Consider the following 20,242-nt stretch of genomic DNA (forward strand, 5'->3'; position numbering starts at 1 on the left):
ACTGTGGCGGACAGGGGTGAGCTGCGGATCTACCTCGGCGCGGCACCGGGCGTCGGCAAGACCTTCGCGATGCTCGGTGAGGCCCACCGGCTGAGCGGCCGGGGCTGCGACGTCGTGGCAGCGGTCGTCGAGACACACGGCCGCGCTGCGACCATCGAGGCGCTCGACGGTATCGAAGTGCTGCCGATGGCGACCGTCGAATATCGGGGGTCGTCGGCGCAGGAGCTCGATCTCGACGCCGTCCTGGCGAGGAAGCCTCAGGTGGTGCTCGTCGACGAACTCGCGCATACCAACACCCCCGGCAGCGTGCACGGCAAGCGGTGGCAGGACGTCGAGGTGCTGCTCGACGCCGGCATCGACGTCATCTCTACCCTCAATGTCCAGCACCTCGAATCGCTCAACGACGTGGTGCAGCAGATCACCGGGGTACCGCAGCGAGAGACCGTGCCCGACAGCGTTGTTCGTGCGGCCGACGAGGTGGAACTGGTCGACATCACTCCCGAGGCGCTCCGCAGTCGGCTGCGGCACGGCAACGTCTACGCCGCCGAGAAGGTCGACGCGGCACTGAGCAATTACTTTCGGGGCGGCAACCTGACGGCGCTGCGGGAACTCGCACTGTTGTGGATCGCCGATCAGGTCGACGCGGCTCTGGTGAAGTACCGCAAAGACAATCGCATCACCGAGACGTGGGAAGCCCGCGAGCGCGTGGTGGTGGCCGTGACCGGTGGACCGGAATCGGAGACGCTGCTTCGCCGCGCCAGTCGCATCGCCTCGAAGTCCAGTGCGGAGCTGATGGTGCTGCACATCGTCCGCGGCGACGGCCTGATGGGAGTGTCGGCAGCGCAGATGGGTTCGGTGCGCACGCTCGCCGCCGGTCTGGGTGCGAGCGTGCACAGCGTCGTGGGCGACGACGTACCGACGACTCTGCTCGACTTCGCCCGCGGGGTGAATGCAACCCAGCTGGTGATCGGTACCTCGAGGCGGTCCCGCGCGGCGCGGATCCTGGACGAGGGCATCGGCGCAGCAGTGGTGCAGAACTCGGGAAAGATCGACGTGCACATGGTCACTCACGCCGAGCAAGCCCGCCGTAGGGGCATCCAGGTCGATTCGGGGCGGCGACGCATTCTGGCGTGGGTCGCCGCCGTACTGGTGCCCTGCCTCGCCGCCGCCGTACTGAGCACGGTCGGACCGGACTTCGACTCCAGCGGCGAGAGTGCCCTGTTCTTCATGGTGGTGCTCTGTGTCGCGCTGTTGGGAGGAGTTGCGCCGGCGGCACTCTCGGCGTTGATCGCGGGATTTCTGCTCAACTACTTCTTCACCACACCCCGGTACAGCCTCACCATCGCCGAGCCGGAGAATTTTGTGGTCACCGTCGTGCTGCTGCTGATGGCCGTGGCCGTCGCCGCGCTGGTCGATGCCGCAGCCCGGCGGACGCGTCAGGCACGCAGGGCGACCCAGGAAGCCGAGCTGTTGACGCTCTTCGCCGGATCGGTGCTCCGCGGAGCGGACCTGACGGCACTGCTCGAGCGCGCCCGTGAGACCTACCGGCAGACTGGTGTGGCGCTGTGGGACAACCAGTCTGAGTCGATAGTGGGCAGCGCGGGTGAGCAGGCCCCGATCGATCGGACCGGAGCCGATACCGAGGTCGATGCAGGCGACTTCACGCTGTTGCTCGTAGGGGAACGCACGCGCGCGCACGATCGTCGGGTACTCGCGGCGGTGGCCAACCAGGCGGCCGGCATGGTTCGGCAGGGCCGTCTCGCCGAGGAAGCGAGCCGAGCCAATGCGCTCGCCGAGGCCGACGCGCTGCGTCGAGCATTGCTTTCGGCCGTCAGCCACGATCTCCGTACGCCACTGTCCGCCGTCAAAGCGGCGTCCTCGTCTCTGCGCAGCACCGACGTGCAGTTCTCGCCCGAGGACACCGACGAATTGCTCGCCACCATCGACGAATCGGCCGATCAGCTGACCGCTCTGGTGAGCAATCTGCTCGACTCTTCGCGATTGCAAGCCGGTGTGGTGCAACCGAGTCTGCGGCCCGTCTTCGTCGACGACGTGCTGAGCGGCGCACTGGTCCAAGCAGACGATCGCGTGCGGGTCGAGGTGGGCGACGTCGAAGTACTGGCAGACCCTGGTCTGCTCGAACGGGTGCTCGCGAACCTGGTGGACAACAGCGCCCGGTACGCGCCCACCGGCGACATCACGGTCAGGGCTGCTGTGCACGGCGAGAGGGCAACCATCTCGGTCGTCGATCACGGTCCCGGCATCACCGAGGGAGCCGAGGAAACGATGTTCGACGCGTTCCAACGCCTCGGGGATCGTGACAACTCGGTGGGCGTCGGACTGGGACTGTCGGTGGTGCGCGGATTCGTCCGGGCCATGGGCGGTACCGTCACTGCATCGAACACGGACGGCGGCGGGCTGACGATGACGGTCGAGCTGAAGGCGGCGAGTAGGTGAAGGTGCGGGTGCTCGTAGTCGACGACGAGCCACAGATCGTGCGAGCGCTGCGGATCAATCTGAACGTGCGCGGGTTCGAGGTGGTCAGTGCCGCAACCGGTGGAGAGGCGCTGCGGGTGGCCGCGAACTTCCACCCGGACATCGTGATTCTCGATCTCGGCCTACCCGACATAGACGGTATCGACGTCATCGCCGGTCTGCGCGGCTGGACCGAGGTGCCGATCCTGGTGCTCTCGGCACGGACCGACTCGGCCGATACCGTCGAAGCACTCGACGCCGGTGCCGACGACTTCGTGACCAAGCCCTTCGGGATGGACGAGTTGCTGGCGCGATTGCGTGCGGCCCTGCGCCGTGGCCCGCAGACCGTGGCAGATCCTGTGGTCGAGACCGACGACTTCATTGTCGACCTGGCCGCGAAAACCGTTGTCCGAGCTGGAGAGAACGTGCACCTGACCCGCACCGAATGGGGTGTCCTCGAACTGCTCGTGCGCAACGAGGGCAAGCTGGTATCGCAGAAGGACATACTGCGCACCGTCTGGGGACCTGGCCACGAGCGTGAAACTCATTATCTACGCATCTATCTCGGCCAGTTACGGCAGAAACTGGAACGAGACCCGGCGGCTCCGGCGCATCTGATCACCGAAACCGGAATGGGTTATCGATTCGTGAGTTGACCGCTATCCACGCTCGCACCTATCCACCCAGTACCTCACCCTCGCGGCGGGGGTCTGCTCCCCCGATCCAGCCGCCGTCGGTGCGCTGCAACGCGCTCAGTCCGCTGGACTGGTCTGCGACCGAGACCTGATGGCCCATCTCGCGCAATTTCACCACCACGGGATCGCTCTCACCCGTCACGTTCGGATGCTCACCGCCGTAATTGGTGGACGGGGTGTTGGCCGCGCCGAAGTCGACCATCGATACCGCTTGCTGTGGATCCATGCCCCAATCGAGCAGTCCCACCAACGTTTTGACGACGAACTGAATGATCACCGATCCTCCGGGAGATCCGGCGACGAGCACGAGATCGCCGCGTGCGCCGTCGTCGTTGCGGTCGAACACCAGCGTCGGGGCCATCGAACTGCGCGGGCGCTTCCCCGGCTCGACACGGTTGGCCATGGGAGTTCCGTCCTCGGCCATGGGAGCTGCGGAGAAGTCGGTGAGTTGATTGTTGAGCAGAAAGCCGTCGACCATGTGGAACGAGCCGAAAGCCGACTCGACCGTCGTCGTCATCGAGGCCGCGTTGCCCTCGCCGTCGACGATGGAGATGTGGCTGGTGCCGTGCTCGGGATCGGTGGACGAGGCGAACTGCACCGGGCCGAAGTCACCGGGCTGCGCGGTACCCATCGACTTGGCTTCGTCGATGAGTCCTGCTCTGCTGCTCAGGTATTCGGGGTCGAGCAAGGCGTCGGGTGAACCGCCGGGCAGGGGTACGAAGTCCGGATCGGCCACGTACTTGTCACGATCGGCGTAGGCCAATCGCTCGGCCTCGGAGATCAGGTGCACGGCCTCGGCGGTCGGGGTACCGCCGTTGGCGTCCATCCCCGTCGGGGCGTACTGCGCCAGATCGAAGTTCGACAGGATGCCCATCGTCGACGCCACCGCGATGCCGCCGGAGGACGGTCCTGGCATACCGCAGATGTCGTGGTCGCGGTACTCGGTGCACACGGCGGTGCGGGTCTTGGGCTCGTACCCGGCGAGGTCGTCGAGGGTGATCTGCCCGGGGGTGCGGCCTGCAGTGGTGTCTGCCGTCGCATCGACGATGGCCTGTGCGATGTCACCGGTGTAGAAGGCATCGGCACCGTCGGTTGCGATGGCGGACAGGGTCTTCGCCATCGCCGGGTTGTTCAGAACCGTCCCGGCGGGCTTCCCGGTGCCGTCCGGCTGCAGGAAGTAGTCCTTGGATGCGGGGTCGAGGGCGAGCTTCGGTGCCGAGTCGGCGATGGAGGACGCCATGCGCGGGCTGATCTCGATTCCGTTGTCGGCGAGACCGATAGCGGGCTGGAAGAGATCTCCCCACGGCTTGTCGCCGTGATCGTCATGGGCTTGCTCGAGCATGCGCAGGACACCCGGCACGCCGATCGAGCGGCCACTGGACCGCGCATCGGGTTGCGGCACAGTGCGGTTCACATCGTCGATGTATCGCAGGTAGTCACCGGTGGCGCTCATCGGAGCGGTCTCGCGGCCGTCGTAGCTCTGGACCTCGCCGGACGCGGCGTCGTAGTACATCAGGAAGGCGCCGCCGCCGATGCCGGACGACTGCGGCTCGACGAGACCGAGCACCGTCTGCGCAACGATCAGTGCGTCGGCTGCGGTGCCGCCGTCACGCAGTACCTCGCAGGCGGCTTCTGTCGACACCGGGTTCGCCGTCGAGACCGAGTACGACGCAGTCTCCACCGGTGCCATGTTCGACCGATATCCGGTCGCGACTTCCGGATTGGTGGAGATGTCGCCCGAACCCGCGCTGGGCGTCGCTCCTACCGGCGTGCCGCCGCTGGCCCCGAGAACGCAACTGTTCTCGGCGGCGGAGTCGGTGCCGGTGCTGTCACTGCTGCTACACGCGGCGAGCGGTACCAGCAGGAGGGCACAGGCAAGAGCGGTCGAGCGGAGCGGGCGCATTCCGGTTGCAGACACCGCCCGACGCTAACACCGTGATCACCGTCGCTGAGCCGATTCGAGCAGCCAGTGCGCGATGGGTGCCGGTCTGCCGTAGAGGAAGCCCTGCGCGAAGTGGCATTCGAGTGCTTCGATGACGGCGGCCTGCTCCTCGGTCTCGACACCCTCGGCCACTGTTCTCACCGGCAGCGCCGACGCCATGGCGACGATCGCACGAATCAGTTGGGTATCGGATTCGGAGTGACCGATCTCGTGCACGAAGGACTTGTCTATCTTGAGCAGCGCAATCGGCATCGCTCGCAACCTGTTCAACGAGGAGTAGCCGATTCCGAAGTCGTCGAGCACGATGAGAACACCCATGGCAGCGAGTCGATCGAGAAGGCTCTTCGCCGTGCCGATGTCGTCGATCAGAACGCTTTCGGTGATCTCGAGCGCCAGATCTGCTCCGCTGAGGCCGTACTCGTCGAGCAGTCCTCTCACGATGGTCGGCAGCGAATCGTCCCGCAGTTGCATCGGGGATACGTTCACCGACATGGTGACGTCCTGACCGTGCGCGCGCAGCGTCACCAGATCCGAGAGGGCGGTTCGCAGCACCCACTCTCCGATCTCCTCGATCAGACCGGTCGATTCGGCAATCGGAATGAATTCGTTGGGCGTACTCACCCGACCGTCCCTGTTCCAGCGGAGGAGCGCCTCGTAGACGACGGTTGTCCGCGACACGGTGTCGATGATCGGTTGGTAGTACACCTCGAGTTCGCCGCGTCGGATCGCTCCGCGCAGCGCGGTTGTGGTCTCCATCGCCGAAGTGGCACGTGCGCGCAAGGATTCGTCGAAAAACGCATAACGCGCTGCGCCGAGGGATTTGGCGTGATACATCGCGGTATCGGCCTCGCGAATGGCGTCGTGCAATCGGTCTGCATCGGCGATGCCGACCGATGCCGTGACGTAGGCCGTCGCGGCGCTGAGCGGGAAGGGCTCGTTCATTCGGTCGATGATGCGACGGGCCAAGGCTTCTGCGCCGAGACGATCACGCCGGGCCAGGATTACGAATTCGTCGCCCGCGTAGCGAACGACGGAATCGGCGGCACCGACGGCAGCGCGGATGCGTCGTGCAGCGGCGACGATCAGTTCGTCACCGACGCGGTGGCCGTACGAGTCGTTGACGATCTTGAAGTTGTCGAGGTCGACGAACAGAACGCAGGTGCGTTCGGGAGTCTGCGAGCGCTCGTGTCGGGCGTATTCCTCGTCCAGCATCGTGCGGTTCGGTAGGCCGGTCAACAGGTCGTGAGCCGCGAGATATTTGGCGTGCTCCTTGCCGAACTGGACTCTGGTGAGTGCTCGTTCGCCGCGCAGAAAGGCACCTACCAAGATCGACGCCAGCAGCAGCGAACGCACGACCAGGTCTCCGGTCGAGACCGCCGAGCCGAGTAGGGGCACGGTGGCGCACACGACCAGCAGCATCACCACGAACACGACCCGACGGTTGCTGTGGGCGGGTGCCGGATCCTGCCGCTGAGAGACGGTGCGCATCGATGGATCGAGCGCTGCCATCGCCAGGGAGAGGTACGCGAAGAGATAGATACCGTCGAGCAGCCCCGAGGACGGTGCGTCGTCGGTCGTGGCAGCGAATGCGTACGAGACGTCTCCGACGAGCGTCGCGATCAGGGCAACGAGCGCCCACTGTAGTGCCGCTGTGCGGGGTTTGGACGAGTACAACAGGTAGGTGGTCAGCGTGATCAGCGCTGCGTCGATCGCTGGGTACACGCCGTTCACCACAGTCGATGCCGACGACCGTGAGGATTCGAGGGCCGGTGAGATGAACAGCAACCACGACAGAAACAGGGTGCCGAGGAAGATCAGGCCCGCATCGACCAGTGGTGTGATGTCGTCGATCGACTGGCGATCTCGGATCCACCGCGACAGCGCGTATCCGACGAGTAGATACCCGGTGAGTGTGAACAGGTCGGGTAGCAGCGTGAAGGAATGGGTCAGGGTGCTGGGATCGCTGCGGAGCGAGACGCCGAACATGAACAACACCGAGGCCCCGAACAGTGCCCACCAGCACCGAGAGTCGTCGGGACGGTAGCGGCGAATGGCGGCGCTGATGGCGAGCACCGAGCCGACGGCGACTGTGGCCAGGACGCCGGCTCGCACATCGGCGTCGCCGAGAACGAAGAAAGTGGTGGCTACGACGACCACGGCAGCCAGTCCTGCTGTTCGCTTGGACCCGACGGCGAAGGGCGCAGCGACCTTCGTATTCATCGAAGGACCTACTTCCTTCTCGCTCGCGGCCTGCACACCGCTTCTTTCTCGACGCCTCCATCGGTGAATATACGTCTTCGGTCAGTGGATTCGGTGACAGATCTCGCCTATGGAGGCAAAGCCACACAACAGCTGTCAGGTCGCCGCCGCGGACGTGCTCCGCTGAACAGCGATGCGGACGTCCTCTTCGATCAAGTCACCGTTGATCGCGGCACCGGCTCGCACTCCGGCAGCCGACGCAGCGACCACCGTGTCCATCGGCGCGGAGACGTTCCCGGCCACCCAGACACCGGGCACAGAGGTGGCACCGACGGGGTCGGCCTCGATGTAGGTGCCCAGAACGTGGCCGTTCATCACCATCTCGGTGGTGCCGATTCCGAGCGAGACCAGGATGTCGGCGCGAGAGGTGAAGTTGGGTCCCACGACCAATGCGTCGAGTCGGACCTGCCGCCCGTCCGCCAGCGTGACGCCCACTATCGCGTCGTCTGCGACGTCCACCCTGGCGATCTCTTCGTCGACCACCTCGATGCCGCGGGCGGCCAGACGGCCCTGATCTTCGTCGGTGAGTTCCGGTGCCAGGTGTGCGAACACCGTGACGCGCTCGGTGAGCTGACGCCACATCTGCGCCTGATGTCCGACGAGTGGGCTACCGATGATTCCGATCGTGTGGTCGCGGACTTCCCAGCCGTGGCAGTACGGGCAGTGCAGTACGTCGCGGCCCCACCGCTCGGCAAGGCCTGGAATGTTCGGGAGAACATCGGTGAGGCCGGTGGTGACCAACAGGCGACGACCGGTCACGACGGAGCCGTCGCCCAAGGTGACCTCGAAGCCGGATTCGGTGCGGGTTGCCGATCGGGCTGTGCCCTCGATGATGTGGGCCCCGTAGCGACGTGCTTCGTCGCGGCCGAGCCGTACCAGTTCGAGAGGCGACTCGCCGTCACGGGTCAGGTAATTGTGCGAATGCGCGGCAGGCGCATTGCGGGGGTCGCCGGCGTCGACGACCACCACCGAGCGTCGGGACCGGCCGAGGGCCACAGCAGCGCTGAGACCGGCAACGCCGCCGCCGACGATGATCGCGTCGGCCTGGGTGTGGTGAACAGTGTCTGAAGTCATGCCCGGAAGTCTGCGGCCGACCGCTATGCATTGGCAAGAATAATTGCCGATCCAGCAACAAATTCACGAGGAAAATACTGATGGACGCGTTTCGGTCGGCCTAACCGGGAAGTGGACGGGTTTGCGTAGGAATGGCCATCCACCGCGCTGCCGCTGCTGCCGGTAAGCGCGAATGCACCGCTTGAACAGGCGGTTCGCTCGAGGTCTACTGGTCGGTAAGAATCGAGCCGGGGGGGCACATGGGGCATTTCGAGATCGGCGAGACCGTTGTCACGGTCCGAAATCTGGGGCGCGTGCGGTGGCGCAGCGGTATCCCCAAAGGAACCGTCGGAATCGTCGTCGGCGTGGATTGGCTCGGCGACGCCCGGGTGAACTTCACCGTCGACGAATCTATGCGTGTTCGAGGCGAAACGGTCGAGCACATCGTCGCCGACGGCGATGTCCGCACAGTGCGGGCCGCTCCCCGCCGGCGGACCGGCTAGTTGCTGTCGGTGCGCTCGTCCGAGGTCGCCGGGCCGGTTTCGATGGCACCGCCTTCACTGGACCAGTCGTTGTCGTCTGCCGCGGCGGCCGGATCGGACGACACGTCCGGTTTCGCGTCGGGGGCAGTGTCGTCGTTCTTCTTCGCGTCGTTGTGGGTAGTCATGTCCAGTGGGTACCCGCGCGGTGCCGAACGAATCGTCGACACCGCGAGGGTGAGCGTACGGCCGGGCTCTACAGGCCGAAGGGCAGTGTGCCCGGTGCCAGCTCGAAGCCGCTGCTGCCTGCGGAGATGGAGCCGAAGCCGCCGAGGATCGCGTTGATGAAATTGGTGATCATGAAATGTTCCTGCCTTCGTTGTGTAGATGTTTCGTGCGGACAACCCGTTCGAGGCTACCGGCAGCTGTAGCGTCGAGGCTGTGAGAATCCAGGGAATCGTCGCCGGTGTTGCTGCGGCTGCCTGTGTACTCACGGCCTGCACAACGGAACCTCCCGCGCCGACTGCGAGCGCTCCTGCCTCCCTCGACTACGCCTCCCTCGACTACGTGGCTCTCGGGGATTCGGCCGCGTCGGGCCCGCGGATCCCAGACCAGGTCGGCGCACCGGGATGCCAGCAGTCCGACTCCAACTACCCGCACGTTCTCGCGGAAGAACTAGCTGTCGCTTCGTTCATCGACGTCACATGCTCGGGTGCCATCACCGAGAACATCGTCTCCACTCCGCAGGGCACATCCAGCGGTGAGGTGCCGGTGCAGCTCGATGCTCTGTCTGCAGACACCGATCTGGTGACGATCACGATCGGCGGAAACGACATCGGACTGGTGTCGACGGCCGTGGGCTGCTTGACCTTCACGGCGTCGTCGGCGACCAACGTCTGCAAGGACCGGCTCACCGCGGGCGGCGTCGACACCGTCGCCGCTGCCATCGCGGAGAAGGCACCGAACTGGGGAGCCATGCTCGACGCGGTGGCCGAGCGCGCGCCCGACGCGCGGATACTCGTTGTCGGTTACGGCACCTATCTGCCGGACGGTGGCTGCTTCCCCACTCAGCCGATGCTGCCCGAGGACGCCGACTACATCCAGGGCAGCATCACCGCGATGAACGAGGCCTTACGGACGCAGGCCGGCGAGCACGCTGCCGAGTTCGTCGACACCGAGGCGCTGAGCGTCGGCCACGACGTCTGCGTGGCTCCCGATCAGCGATACTTCGAGGGCGTCGTCCCGCAGAATCCCGCTGCGCCACTGCATCCGACGGCGGCCGGAATGGCAGCAATAGGTGACGCGGTCGCGGAGGCCGTGCGCGCCGGGTAGGTAACCACGACATGGAAACTGGCCATGGAGCAGTCGGTCCCGGTCGCCCATGCTCGACACCATGGTCTCGTGTTCCGCTGCAATCGGGGTGTTCGCGGTGGCTCTGGTGTTGGTTCTGACGCCGGGGCCCAACATGATCTATCTCGTCTCGCGCAGCATCTCGCAAGGGAGGCGGTCGGGAATGGTGTCGCTCGCTGGTGTGGCTGTCGGCTTCGTCGTCTATCTGACGGCCACCAATCTCGGACTGGCAGCGGTATTCACGGCCGTGCCCGCGTTGTACACGGTGGTCAAGCTCGCCGGTGCCGCCTACCTTGCCTGGTTGGCGGTGCAGGCGCTGCGCGGAAGCGTCTCGGCATTCGAACCGGCCGAGCTGCAACAGGATTCGACTCGACGGTTGTTCACCATGGGTTTGGTGACCAACCTGCTGAACCCGAAGATCGCGATCATGTATATCTCCGTCATTCCGCAGTTCGTCGATCCCGCGGCCGGACGCCTTCTGCTGCAGGGCTTCACGCTCGGCGGCGTGCAGATCGCCGTGGCGGTCGCGGTCAACCTGGCGATCGTCGTGCTGGCCGGATCGATCGCCCGATTCCTCGCCGTCCGGCCCACCTGGCTGAAGATGCAGCGCTACCTCATGGGCACCGTGCTCGGGCTACTGGCGATGCGTGTCGCCACCGACGGAAGCAGGCCGCTCCCGGCGTGATCGACGCGCGGCTCGCATATCCGGGTCCAGCCGTTGCCGTACGGCTTCGGATGCAGCCGGGCCCGGCAGGAACTGCGCGTGGCTCTCGCGCAGAGTCCTTCCCGTCTCGCGATCGACGAGCACCGGATCGATCGGTCGGCCGTCTCCGTCCACCAGCACCACCCGCCGATCCTGGTGCGGCACATGCTTGTTTCCCCATGCATACAGAGCGACGATGACCGTGCTGAGTTCACGGGCCCGCGCCGTCGGTACGTACTCGTGGCGCGGGGGGTGCTCGCTGTATTGCACCTTGGTCAGCATCCCGCCGTCGACCAGGCCTTTGAGTCTGCGCGCCAACATGTTCGGAGCAATACCGAGATTGGACTCCAGCTCATCGAAGCGAGAGAAGCCGTCGAGCACATCCCGCAGGATCAGCAGCGTCCACCATTCGCCGACCTGCTCGAGCGCCCCGGCGATGGGGCACTCCATGTCCGCGAAACTACGACGGTGCACAGCTACCTTCCCGCGATGACCAGCAACGAGCTCGTCCCGGTTGCGACGACTCTGCCGGTGTTGTCGACTACAGAACCCTCCGTGAAGATCACCCGCGAGCCGCTCTTGACCACGGTCCCCGTGGCCGTCAAAGGTCCGCTGTGAGAGTGCACCGGGCGTTGGTAGCTGACGTTGATGTCGATGGAGGTGTACCCGGTGCCTGCCGGGAGCGTGGTGTGGGCCGCGCAACCGAGGACTGTGTCGAGAAGCGTGCACACCAGCCCGCCGTGCACCATGCCGATCGGGTTGTAGTGCGCCTCGGAAGGTTGGCACTCGAACACCACCTTGCCGTTCTCGACCGAGACCGGGGAGAACTGCATGAGCGCTGCGATGGGCGGAGGTGCCAACTCGCCGTTCGCCAGCGCACGCATGGCGTCGAGACCACTCATGGTCGAAGCAGTCTTCAGCACCTCGGCGGGGTCGACCCACGAGAAGGTCTGCGATCGTCGATGCTCATCAGTGATCATGTGCCTGGCCCATCCTCGAGTGACTATCACGATGATAGTCAGCTGCTCATGATGGTAACCCTCGATCGCAATATGTGCGCCAACCGCCGTACTCGGTGATGTCGGTCCCTCTCTCGGCCGCATCGTGTGCGCAGCAGAACCCGGTGACCCAGCGCCCGTCCGACAACTCGACCGGCCCGAGGCCCATCGGCGCGGGCAACCCGGCGAGGAAGGTGCCGAGCGCGGCAGCGGACATTCGGTACAGCTCTCCGGCAATGGGTGCGCCGTCCCCTTCCCGCCGCACCAAACCCGGCTTGGGCGGTGTGGTGTGCAGATCCACGAGTCGATAGTCCGCAGACGTGGTCACCTCGCCGCTGAACCGTGCGCCGCGATCGGTCAGTTGGTGGTGCACCGGAAAACCGCGCAGGTGCGCTCCTACAGCCAACACCTCGATACCGTCGTCGATCAGCGACGGAGAAGCGATGCCACCCAGTCGAGCGGCGAGGTCGATCGCGATCTGATCCTCGAACGCGGGGACGACGAACATGACTCCGAACGGACTGCCGTCCGACGTCGGGGCACCGGGAACCGCAACCGCGGCCATGTCGAGCAGATTGCAGAAGTTGGTGAACGTACCGAGGCGACGATTGATGGCGATCGGATCCGACTGCACCGCAGCGATGGTCGGGTGTTCGGTGGTGGTGGGCAGCAGTAGACCGTCGAAACCGTTCAGCAGTGCGCGGGCCGCAGTCTCGGCTTCGGCGAGAGCGGCGAGATCGTCCACGTACCGATGCGCGGACGGCCCGGCTGCCGATCCGACGATCGCGGCCACCGTGGGGTCGGCCCCGGCAGGCGTGGAGTCGAGGAATTTCCCGACCGCCGAATACCGCTGCGCCACAATGGCTCCGTCGTAGAGCAGCGTCGCAGCGTCGAGTAGCCCTGAGATATCGACCTCGACGTGGGTGAAGCCCTTCTCGGCCAGGCCTGCGACCGTCTCCTCGAATGCCCGACGGTACGCCGGGCTCAACGATGCCAGGTCCTCACCTCGCGGGATGGCAACGCGAGGCGTCGGCGACGCGGCCAGTCGAACGTCGGCGGGCCAGGCCCGGCTGCGTGGATCGGTGATGGTGGGACCGGTCATGACTTTCATCGCCGCCGTGGCACTGTCGAGATCGGGAGCGAGCACGGTGACGCAGTCGTAGTCGGCGCACGCGGGCACCACGCCTGTGTTCGGCACGATTCCCAGTGAGGTCTTGATTCCCACCAGGCCGTGGAACGCGGCAGGGACTCGTCCGGAACCGGCTGTGTCGGTACCGATTCCGATGTCGGCAATGCCCAGCGCCACCGCGGCAGCAGAGCCGGAGCTGGATCCGCCCGAGACCAGCGTGGGGTCCCAGGCACAGCGCACTGCGCCGTACGGACTGCGGGTGCCGACCAGCCCGGTGGCGAACTGATCGAGGTTGGTCTTGCCCAGCACCAGTGCACCCTGGCTCGTCAGTCGCTCGATGGCAACAGCGGATTCAATGGGCTCATAGGCGAATTCGGGGCAGGCCGCAGTAGTGGGCAGACCGGCGACGTCGATGTTGTCCTTGACGGCAACCAGCACACCGGCGAGCGGCAGATCTGCGCCTGCCTCCAGGGCACGTTCGAGAGCCGTGGCCTCGGCCAGTACGTCGTTCTCGTCGCGCAGGGTGATCCACACCTCGGGTCGGTCGACCTCCGCGATTCGTTTGTAGGCCTGCAGAACTCGTTCTCGTACCTCAGGCAGCATCGATCTTGCCTCTCTTGTCGAATTCTCCGGCTGCCGACCATGCGTCTCGTTCGGCTCCGAAGGCCACGGCCTGCGTCGCGCGGAATTCGGCGATGGAGTCGGCGTTGGTGTCGAGGAAGCTCTCGTGCTCGGCGAGCGAGAACTCACCGTCGGTGATCTCCACTCCACCGCCGCGGCCTGCTGCCAGATCGGCGCGCAAGTCCATCAGCTCCTCGGGTTCGACCGAGTACCAGGAGATTCGGTCGAAGAATCGCAACAGCCACGGGGTTCCTTCCTCGAACGGCCCGCCGCTGTAGGCGGCACTGTGGTTCCACACCTGCGTGGTTCGGCCGACGAACTGGTATCCGCCGGGGCCTTCCATGCCGTAGATGCACAGGTACGCTCCGCCGATGCCGACGGCGTTCTCCGGCGTCCACGTGCGGGCCGGGTTGTACTTCGTCGTCACCAGACGGTGCCGCGGGTCCAACGGGGTCGCCACCGGAGCGCCCAAGTACACGTCGCCGAGCCCGAGCACCATGTAGTCGGCGGCGAAAACAGTGTCGAAAACGTCTGCAACGGAATCGAGTCCGTTCATCCGCCGGATGAACTCGATGTTCCAGGGGCACCACGGGGCGTCGGCGCGCACGCCGTGCATGTACCGCTGAATTGCTTCGCGGGTCGAGGGGTCGTCCCACGAGAGCGGGAGCCGAACCTGGCGGCTGGGGACCACGAGTTCCGAGGCTGCGGGTAGATCGTCCTCGACCTCGGCGAGCAGCCCCATCAACGAATCGATCGAGAGCACATCGGGATTCACCTTGACCTGCAGTGAGCGGATGCCGGGGGTCAGATCCAGCAGGCCTCGGGGCGCGATGGCCTCGACACGCTGGTGTAGCGCGTGTACCCGTGCTCGCAGGGTGAGGTCGAGTTTCATGTCGCCGTATTCGACGAGCACGTTGTCGTCACCAGATCGGCGGTAGGTGACGCACGTATCGGCGTCGCGTCGAGCGATGACGCCGTCGTCGCCGTCACCGCCGGCTGAGAAGACCGCGGGCAGTGATGCGCGCCGGGCGAGGCCGAGCGATCCCAACGGCGCGGTGGCCGCAGCCCGGACCGGAACGAATCGGATGGTGTCTCCGGGACGAAGTTGGCCGAGCTTCCAGCGTTCGGCCGCGACAACGGTGACGGGACAGACGAATCCGCCGAGACTGGGACCGTCGGGGCCGAGCAGGATCGGGGTATCACCGGTGAAGTCCAAGGCACCGACGCTGTAGGCGTTGTCGTGGATGTTCGACGGGTGCAATCCGGCCTCGCCGCCGTCGGCGCGAGCCCACTGCGGCTTGGGTCCGATCAGCCGGACTCCGGTGCGATCGGAATTGAAGTGCACCTCGTAGCGGGTGGCGTAAAGGGTGTCGATGTCGTCGCGGGTGAAGAACTCGGGCGCTCCGTGCGGGCCTTCGGTGACGGCGATGTCCCACGCGGACGTCAGCACCGGCAGGTGTTCCATGGGGATCGGCCCGAGGACGGCGGAGTTGTCGGAGCGGCCGGCCAGTCCGATGATGTCGCCCTCGCCTAGGATGCCGCCGCGATGTCCGCCGAACTTACCGAGCGTGAATGTTGCTGCGCTGCCGAGGTAGTCGTCGACGTCGAGGCCGCCCTGCATCAGGACATACACCCGCAGACCGTGTCCGGTGGTGGTGCCCACGTCCAGTGTTGCTCCGGCAGGTACCAGAACCGGTCGCCACTGCGGGGCCGGTCGGCCGTCGATGCGCACCGGCACCGCGGCACCGGTCACACAGACGTAGGTATCGGCGTCGAACGTCAATGCCGGCCCGGCCATGGTCGATTCGAGTCCCGGCGCACCCTCGGGGTTGCCGAGCGCGGTGTTGCCGAGCCGGAACGACAGATCGTCCATCGGTCCCGACGGCGGCACGCCCACCTTCCAATATCCGACGCGTCCCGGCCAGTCCTGCACCGTGGTGAGCATTCCGGGCCGCTGCACGGTCATCTTGGCGGCCGTACTGTTCACAGCGTTCATGCTCGACCCGACTCTCGCGTCACGATCATCTGCACTGCAGTGGGATCGAATCCGTTGCAGGGGTTGTTGATCTGCGGGCAGTTGGACACCAGCACCAGCGTGTCGATCTCGGCACGCAGCGACAGCTTCTTGCCGGGAGCCGACAAGCCGTCGACGATTCCGAGGGTGCCGTCCGCGTCGACGGGGACGTTCATGAAGAAGTTGATGTTGGGGGCCAGGTCTCGCTTGCCGAGACCCCACTTGGAACCCTCGATGAGGAAGTTCTCGACGCACGCGTGCTGGTGCTGGGTGTGGTGGCCGTAACGCAGGGTGTTCGATTCCTTGGAGCAGGCACCACCCACGGTGTCGTGGTTGCCGACCTCGTCCTCGACTATGGTCATCAGCGGTGTCGAATCATCGGTGCGCAGAACGGTTCCGGTGGTGAGGAACAGGTTCTGTTGCGCGGTGACCGTCGCGGCCGCGGAGTACCGGAGCGAGTGGTCGTGAGCCCCGTACAGCAGAGTGTCGACGGCCTGATTACCGTAGAGGTCGACGATGGTCAGGACGTCACCGGCCTCGACGACTGCGGACCAGGGCCCGAACGCGGGCGCGATTTCGTCTCGTACGATCGTGGTCTCGAGGGTGCTGGTGGTCACTGCACTGGTAGTCACTGCGCTGCCTTCCATGCGTTCTCGGTGTTCTGTACTGCGCGCTGGTATTCCGGTTCCGTGTTGTCGAGGGCGAGCAGCTCTTCGGGTGCCTTCCAGGCCAGTACGTCGAGCGTCGTCGTGGGGTACTCGGGGCTGGGGTCGAGTGGGTGAGCGGTGTTGGCGAGCAACACGATCACCGGCAGGTGGATGAGCAGGTCGACCGAGCGGCCCCGTCCTGCCGAGCCGGTGCTGACGAGGCTCCCGTCCGCTTCGACGGTGACTCCGTGGAAGAACGACAGGGACGGCGCGACATCCCGCGGTTCCAGTCCGTGCTTGGCTGCGGCAAGGGTGAACAGTTCACGTCCGGCCGGTGCCGGCGAATGTGGCCCGTTCACTCCGTATTTGGCGATGTTCGTGGCGGATGACGTCGCGCCGCACAGTGCGTCGTGGTGGCCGGACGTGTCGTCGACGATGGTCGCCAGCACACGACCCTGGTCCGAGAGCAGGGGGTGGCCTGCGCTCAGGTACGCCTGCCACGGAACCTTGACGGTGTCGGCGCTGTTGAGCCGTTCCCACGGCGCGTCGACGCGATAGAGCAACAGATTGGCGCAGGCAGCACCGTCCACGTCGACGAGACGCAGGCGGGTTCCGCGGGCGAGGACCTTGGTGGTGTAGCTTCCGCCTGGCACCGATTCGGCCCAGGTGAGTTCCGAGATACCCTCCGGTGCTGTGGGTGCGGGCGCGACGGTCGCCTGGGACCGTGCGTGTTCCTTGGCGGAATACGTTGTTGCGGTGCTCATGAGAGTTCAGGCTCCGATCGTGACGGGCTTGGGGTGGGCTTTGCCGTGGGGCAGGCAGGCGATACCCACGACGATCACTGCGAGGACGGTCAAAGGTGCGGCCCACCGCAGCAGTGGGAATTCGCCGGTGGGGTCGAAGATCTCGGCCCGCGGCCAAGACAGGTTGATCACCATCAGGCCCCCGTAGAGAACTGCGGCGATGTTGACGGGCAGGCCCAGTCGGCCGAGGGTGAAGAGCTTCTCGCCGTCGGCGTCTTTCTGCACTCCGCCGTGCGGCCATCCCTTGAGTCGCTGGATCAGCAGTGGGACGGTGACCATCATGTACGCGAGGTAGATCAGCACGATGCAGACGCTCGACAGCGTGGTGAAGATCGCGGAGTTGCCGACGTTGACCGCCAGGATCGCGATGCAGGCGAGACCGATGAGCACCGAGGGTGCAATGGGGGTTCCGGTGCGCGAGTTCACCTTCGCCAACGCGGCGGACGCGGGAAGTCGACCGTCACGGGCCATGGAGAACATCAGCCGCGAGGCCGCGGTCTGGATCGCGAGGGTGCAGATGAACACGGCAATGGCGACGTCGACGAGCAGGACCTTGCCCCACGGCGAGGTGAGGATCGAGTCGATGACGTACGGAAGGCCCTGCGTCGCAAGCTCACCGTCGGTGAGACTGGGAGCGGCCATCAGTGCGCCGACGATCATCAGGCCACCGCCGAGTGCCGATGCCGAGAGGGCGAGGCGGATGGTGCGCGGTGCGACGCGTCGGGGATTGCGGGTTTCCTCGGCGAGTTCGCCTGCCGAGCCGAAGCCGACCATGACGTAGGCGGCCATCAGGCCCGAGATGATCCATGCGCCGATGTAACCGGGATCTGCTCCGGCACTTCCGGTATCGAAGACCACCTGCGGTCCGCGCTCGGCATGGGTGAAGAACACCAGCACCAGCGCGATGACGCCGACGATCTCGCAGGTGACGCCGATGCTGTTGATGCGCGACATCCAGTTCACGCCGATGCAGTTGATCGTGGTGGTGAGTACCAGCAGAATCGATCCGAGCACAACGGCATTCGCAGCTCCGCTCGACGAGGTGAGCGCGGTGTCCTCACCGATGAACTGGAATCCGCCCCAGATGCTGGGGAGGACGACCTGCAATGCGATGGCAGCGGCGGAGGCGGTGACGATCTGCGCGATGATCATGAACCATCCGGCGAACCACCCGACCAGTTCGCCGCCCATGCGCCGTGACCAGTGGTAGATGGCACCCGAGATGGGATAGCGGGCTGCGAGTTCGGCGAAGTTGAGGGCCACCATGAACTGGCCGAGGAACACCAGCGGCCAGGTGAGAAAGAAGGCCGGGCCGCCGAAGCTGAAGCCGAGGCCGAAGAGCTGGAAGATGGTGGTGAGGATCGAGACGAACGAGAAGCCGGCGGCGAACGACGCGTACTTGCCGAGACTGCGGTGCAGCTGCTGGTCGTAGCCGAGGGCGGCCAGGTCCGAATGGTCCGTCGTGCGAACCGGTTCCGATCCCGCGCCGGGGGCCGGCAATGTTGTCGAGCTCATGTTCACTCCTACGGGCGAGGTGGGTGGTGAGTGACCGCCCGCTGCATCGCCGAGGCGGGTTTCTGTCAGTTGATAGTTTTCGGCGCCGCCGTTCCCGGGCGGTGTCCGTCGTGAAACAAGCTCGTTTCGTCTATTTCGATCAGATGACAGAAATCTCACCGTCACGTGGACCTGACAAGATGCAGTCATGACCGGCGCAGGCAGACCGAGGTTGAGCACAAAGAAGCGGCCCGGCGACACCGCTCGCGAGGAGATACTCGACGCCTCGGCCGAGCTGTTCACCACCCGCGGCTTCACCAACACCTCGACTCGCGTCATCGCCGAGGCCGTCGGATTGCGTCAGGCCTCGCTCTATCACCACTTCGCCACCAAGGACGACATCCTCGACGCACTTCTCAGCGGCACCGTCGACGCGCCGTTGGCCGTTGCGCAGCGAATCCGCGATTCCGGGGCCGAGGCCTCGACCCAGATGTACGCGCTCGCCTACTTCGACGCCGGGCAGCTCGCCGCGTCCACCTGGAACCTGGGCGCGCTGTACCTGCTCCCCGAGCTGCGCAGCGAGCGCTTCGAGACCTTCCGCGTCCATCGGTACACGCTGATGAGTCTGTATGCGGCCATAGCGTCGGACACGCTTGTGCAACTCGACTCCGAACGTCGACCTGGCACGGAAGACCTGCCGTTTCGCCTGGTGGAGACCGTAGTGAATGCGCGCGCCGACCGCGAAAACGGACGCCGCGACCCGACGGCGGATGCGGCGGGGATCGCCGAGGCCGCCCTGCGGGTGCTCGGCTGGACAGGGGACGTCACGGGGTTGCACCGGAGTGCGGAGGCCCTGCTCGAGGCGTTCGTCGGAATAGTCGAGCATCGTCGGTCCTTGCATTCGACATGACGTCCATAGCAATAGTCGGAGCAGGTGCAGGTCTCGGAGCAGCAGTGGCGCGTAAGTTCGGCGCGCAGGGCTTCTCGGTCGGCCTCATCTCCCGCAACCAGTCCCGTGTCGACGCGCTCGCTGATCAGCTGGTGGCCGACGGTGTATCCGCCAAGGGCTTCGCCGCCGACGTGCGCGACCCGGCCTCGATCGCCGCGGCCTTGGAGCAGGTCACCGAAACGCTCGGCCCCATCGAGGTGCTGCAGTACAGCCCGCTCCCGCAGAAGGACTTCATGCGGCCCGTACTCGAGACCACCCCGGCAGACATGGCGGGCCCGGTCGAGTTCTCCATCTACGGATCGATCGCTGCCGTCCATCAGGTGTTGCCGGGGATGCGGTTCCTCGGCGAGAACAAAGGCACGATCCTGTTCGTCAACGGCGGCTCGGCGGTGAAGCCCGGTCGTACGGTCACCGGCACGTCCATCGCGTTCGCAGGCCAGGCCGCGTATGCACAGCTGCTCAACGAGGAGTTGGCCGCGGAGGGAATCCAGGTGTCGCAGTTGATCATCGGTGGAGCCATCGATGCCGACGATCCGAAGAAGAGCCCCGAGGCTCTCGCCGAGCAGCTGTGGAGTCTGCACACCGAACGGAACAGGTTCCGGGTTCAAATCTCGGCTGACTAGGCTTGCCG

At 65.6% G+C, this 20,242-nt stretch carries 18 protein-coding genes; 7 read left to right on the forward strand and 11 right to left on the reverse strand.

The window, feature by feature from the left end; translation table 11 throughout:
- Positions 1 to 3 precede the first annotated feature (3 nt).
- Complete coding sequence (locus O4220_RS02830; RefSeq protein ID WP_269602038.1) at positions 4 to 2,457, forward strand: sensor histidine kinase; 2,454 nt, start codon at positions 4 to 6, stop codon at positions 2,455 to 2,457.
- The gene (locus tag O4220_RS02835; RefSeq protein ID WP_269602040.1) at positions 2,454 to 3,131 is read left to right on the forward strand and encodes a response regulator; all 678 of its coding nucleotides are present in this window, start codon (positions 2,454 to 2,456) and stop codon (positions 3,129 to 3,131) included. Before O4220_RS02830 ends, O4220_RS02835 begins: the two co-directional genes overlap by 4 nt.
- A gap of 19 nt (positions 3,132 to 3,150) precedes the next feature.
- Here O4220_RS02835 and ggt read toward each other — a convergent pair whose 3' ends face one another.
- The 3 genes from ggt to O4220_RS02850 form a co-directional block, all read right to left on the reverse strand.
- Entirely contained in the window at positions 3,151 to 5,073 is a 1,923-nt protein-coding gene (gene ggt, locus O4220_RS02840) for a gamma-glutamyltransferase (protein ID WP_269602248.1), read from the reverse strand.
- A 36-nt stretch (positions 5,074 to 5,109) separates the two neighbouring features.
- A complete protein-coding gene (locus O4220_RS02845; protein ID WP_269602041.1) occupies positions 5,110 to 7,332 on the reverse strand; it encodes a putative bifunctional diguanylate cyclase/phosphodiesterase in 2,223 nt (740 codons plus the stop codon).
- Between the two features lie 135 nt (positions 7,333 to 7,467).
- Positions 7,468 to 8,367: an NAD(P)/FAD-dependent oxidoreductase gene (locus O4220_RS02850; RefSeq protein ID WP_420030303.1), complete on the reverse strand. Its 900-nt coding sequence runs from the start codon at positions 8,365 to 8,367 to the stop codon at positions 7,468 to 7,470.
- A 317-nt stretch (positions 8,368 to 8,684) separates the two neighbouring features.
- On the opposite strand from O4220_RS02850, the gene O4220_RS02855 reads away from it, so the two are divergent.
- On the forward strand, positions 8,685 to 8,927 hold the full coding sequence (locus O4220_RS02855; protein ID WP_269602043.1) for a hypothetical protein: 243 nt from the start codon (positions 8,685 to 8,687) through the stop codon (positions 8,925 to 8,927).
- Here O4220_RS02855 and O4220_RS02860 read toward each other — a convergent pair.
- Positions 8,924 to 9,091, reverse strand: a complete 168-nt coding sequence (locus tag O4220_RS02860) for a hypothetical protein (RefSeq protein ID WP_269602045.1) — start codon at positions 9,089 to 9,091, stop codon at positions 8,924 to 8,926. The genes O4220_RS02855 and O4220_RS02860 overlap by 4 nt on opposite strands.
- Positions 9,092 to 9,344: 253 nt before the next feature.
- Between O4220_RS02860 and O4220_RS02865 the strand changes: the two genes are divergently transcribed.
- The gene (locus tag O4220_RS02865) at positions 9,345 to 10,235 is read left to right on the forward strand and encodes an SGNH/GDSL hydrolase family protein (RefSeq protein WP_269602047.1); all 891 of its coding nucleotides are present in this window, start codon (positions 9,345 to 9,347) and stop codon (positions 10,233 to 10,235) included.
- A gap of 61 nt (positions 10,236 to 10,296) precedes the next feature.
- Positions 10,297 to 10,938, forward strand: a complete 642-nt coding sequence (locus O4220_RS02870) for a LysE family translocator (RefSeq protein WP_269602249.1) — start codon at positions 10,297 to 10,299, stop codon at positions 10,936 to 10,938.
- Here O4220_RS02870 and O4220_RS02875 read toward each other — a convergent pair.
- Genes O4220_RS02875 through O4220_RS02905 form a run of 7 tightly spaced genes read right to left on the reverse strand, consistent with a single transcriptional unit; the run spans position 10,888 to position 18,683 of the window.
- Positions 10,888 to 11,406 (reverse strand): winged helix-turn-helix transcriptional regulator, encoded by a 519-nt coding sequence (locus O4220_RS02875; protein WP_269602048.1) that lies wholly within the window; start codon positions 11,404 to 11,406, stop codon positions 10,888 to 10,890. The two genes, O4220_RS02870 and O4220_RS02875, sit on opposite strands and share 51 nt — an antisense overlap.
- 26 nt (positions 11,407 to 11,432) lie before the next feature.
- The gene (locus tag O4220_RS02880) at positions 11,433 to 11,936 is read right to left on the reverse strand and encodes a PaaI family thioesterase (protein WP_269602049.1); all 504 of its coding nucleotides are present in this window, start codon (positions 11,934 to 11,936) and stop codon (positions 11,433 to 11,435) included.
- Positions 11,937 to 11,982: 46 nt separating this feature from the next.
- On the reverse strand, positions 11,983 to 13,686 hold the full coding sequence (gene atzF / locus O4220_RS02885; RefSeq protein WP_269602050.1) for an allophanate hydrolase: 1,704 nt from the start codon (positions 13,684 to 13,686) through the stop codon (positions 11,983 to 11,985).
- A complete protein-coding gene (locus tag O4220_RS02890) occupies positions 13,676 to 15,700 on the reverse strand; it encodes a 5-oxoprolinase/urea amidolyase family protein (RefSeq protein ID WP_420030304.1) in 2,025 nt (674 codons plus the stop codon). Before O4220_RS02890 ends, atzF begins: the two co-directional genes overlap by 11 nt.
- Positions 15,697 to 16,365 (reverse strand): urea amidolyase associated protein UAAP2, encoded by a 669-nt coding sequence (locus tag O4220_RS02895; RefSeq protein WP_269602051.1) that lies wholly within the window; start codon positions 16,363 to 16,365, stop codon positions 15,697 to 15,699. The genes O4220_RS02890 and O4220_RS02895 overlap by 4 nt, the downstream gene beginning before the upstream one ends.
- Positions 16,347 to 17,129 carry an urea amidolyase associated protein UAAP1 gene (locus O4220_RS02900; protein WP_269602053.1) on the reverse strand — a complete coding sequence of 261 codons (783 nt, stop codon included), beginning with the start codon at positions 17,127 to 17,129 and terminating at the stop codon, positions 16,347 to 16,349. Before O4220_RS02900 ends, O4220_RS02895 begins: the two co-directional genes overlap by 19 nt.
- A gap of 6 nt (positions 17,130 to 17,135) precedes the next feature.
- Positions 17,136 to 18,683 carry an amino acid permease gene (locus O4220_RS02905; protein WP_269602054.1) on the reverse strand — a complete coding sequence of 516 codons (1,548 nt, stop codon included), beginning with the start codon at positions 18,681 to 18,683 and terminating at the stop codon, positions 17,136 to 17,138.
- A 187-nt stretch (positions 18,684 to 18,870) separates the two neighbouring features.
- On the opposite strand from O4220_RS02905, the gene O4220_RS02910 reads away from it, so the two are divergent.
- The gene (locus tag O4220_RS02910) at positions 18,871 to 19,572 is read left to right on the forward strand and encodes a TetR/AcrR family transcriptional regulator (protein ID WP_269602055.1); all 702 of its coding nucleotides are present in this window, start codon (positions 18,871 to 18,873) and stop codon (positions 19,570 to 19,572) included.
- Entirely contained in the window at positions 19,569 to 20,234 is a 666-nt protein-coding gene (locus tag O4220_RS02915) for an SDR family NAD(P)-dependent oxidoreductase (RefSeq protein WP_269602057.1), read from the forward strand. The genes O4220_RS02910 and O4220_RS02915 overlap by 4 nt, the downstream gene beginning before the upstream one ends.
- Positions 20,235 to 20,242: the final 8 nt, after the last annotated feature.

The sequence above is a fragment of the Rhodococcus ruber genome, assembly GCF_027270735.1.
Classification (GTDB): Bacteria; Actinomycetota; Actinomycetes; order Mycobacteriales; family Mycobacteriaceae; genus Rhodococcoides; species Rhodococcoides rubrum_A.

What these genes read in the sequence shown, in the direction of transcription:
- O4220_RS02915 (WP_269602057.1), top strand. Translation starts at nt 19,569, where the DNA reads ATGACGTCCATAGCAATAGTCGGAGCAGGTGCAGGTCTCGGAGCAGCA.
- O4220_RS02855 (WP_269602043.1), top strand. Translation starts at nt 8,685, where the DNA reads ATGGGGCATTTCGAGATCGGCGAGACCGTTGTCACGGTCCGAAATCTG.
- O4220_RS02900 (WP_269602053.1), bottom strand. Translation starts at nt 17,129, where the DNA reads ATGAGCACCGCAACAACGTATTCCGCCAAGGAACACGCACGGTCCCAG.
- ggt (WP_269602248.1), bottom strand. Translation starts at nt 5,073, where the DNA reads ATGCGCCCGCTCCGCTCGACCGCTCTTGCCTGTGCCCTCCTGCTGGTA.
- O4220_RS02860 (WP_269602045.1), bottom strand. Translation starts at nt 9,091, where the DNA reads ATGACTACCCACAACGACGCGAAGAAGAACGACGACACTGCCCCCGAC.
- O4220_RS02880 (WP_269602049.1), bottom strand. Translation starts at nt 11,936, where the DNA reads ATGATCACTGATGAGCATCGACGATCGCAGACCTTCTCGTGGGTCGAC.
- O4220_RS02910 (WP_269602055.1), top strand. Translation starts at nt 18,871, where the DNA reads ATGACCGGCGCAGGCAGACCGAGGTTGAGCACAAAGAAGCGGCCCGGC.
- O4220_RS02870 (WP_269602249.1), top strand. Translation starts at nt 10,297, where the DNA reads ATGGTCTCGTGTTCCGCTGCAATCGGGGTGTTCGCGGTGGCTCTGGTG.
- O4220_RS02905 (WP_269602054.1), bottom strand. Translation starts at nt 18,683, where the DNA reads ATGAGCTCGACAACATTGCCGGCCCCCGGCGCGGGATCGGAACCGGTT.
- atzF (WP_269602050.1), bottom strand. Translation starts at nt 13,686, where the DNA reads ATGCTGCCTGAGGTACGAGAACGAGTTCTGCAGGCCTACAAACGAATC.
- O4220_RS02875 (WP_269602048.1), bottom strand. Translation starts at nt 11,406, where the DNA reads ATGGAGTGCCCCATCGCCGGGGCGCTCGAGCAGGTCGGCGAATGGTGG.
- O4220_RS02890 (WP_420030304.1), bottom strand. Translation starts at nt 15,700, where the DNA reads ATGAACGCTGTGAACAGTACGGCCGCCAAGATGACCGTGCAGCGGCCC.
- O4220_RS02895 (WP_269602051.1), bottom strand. Translation starts at nt 16,365, where the DNA reads ATGGAAGGCAGCGCAGTGACTACCAGTGCAGTGACCACCAGCACCCTC.
- O4220_RS02845 (WP_269602041.1), bottom strand. Translation starts at nt 7,332, where the DNA reads ATGAATACGAAGGTCGCTGCGCCCTTCGCCGTCGGGTCCAAGCGAACA.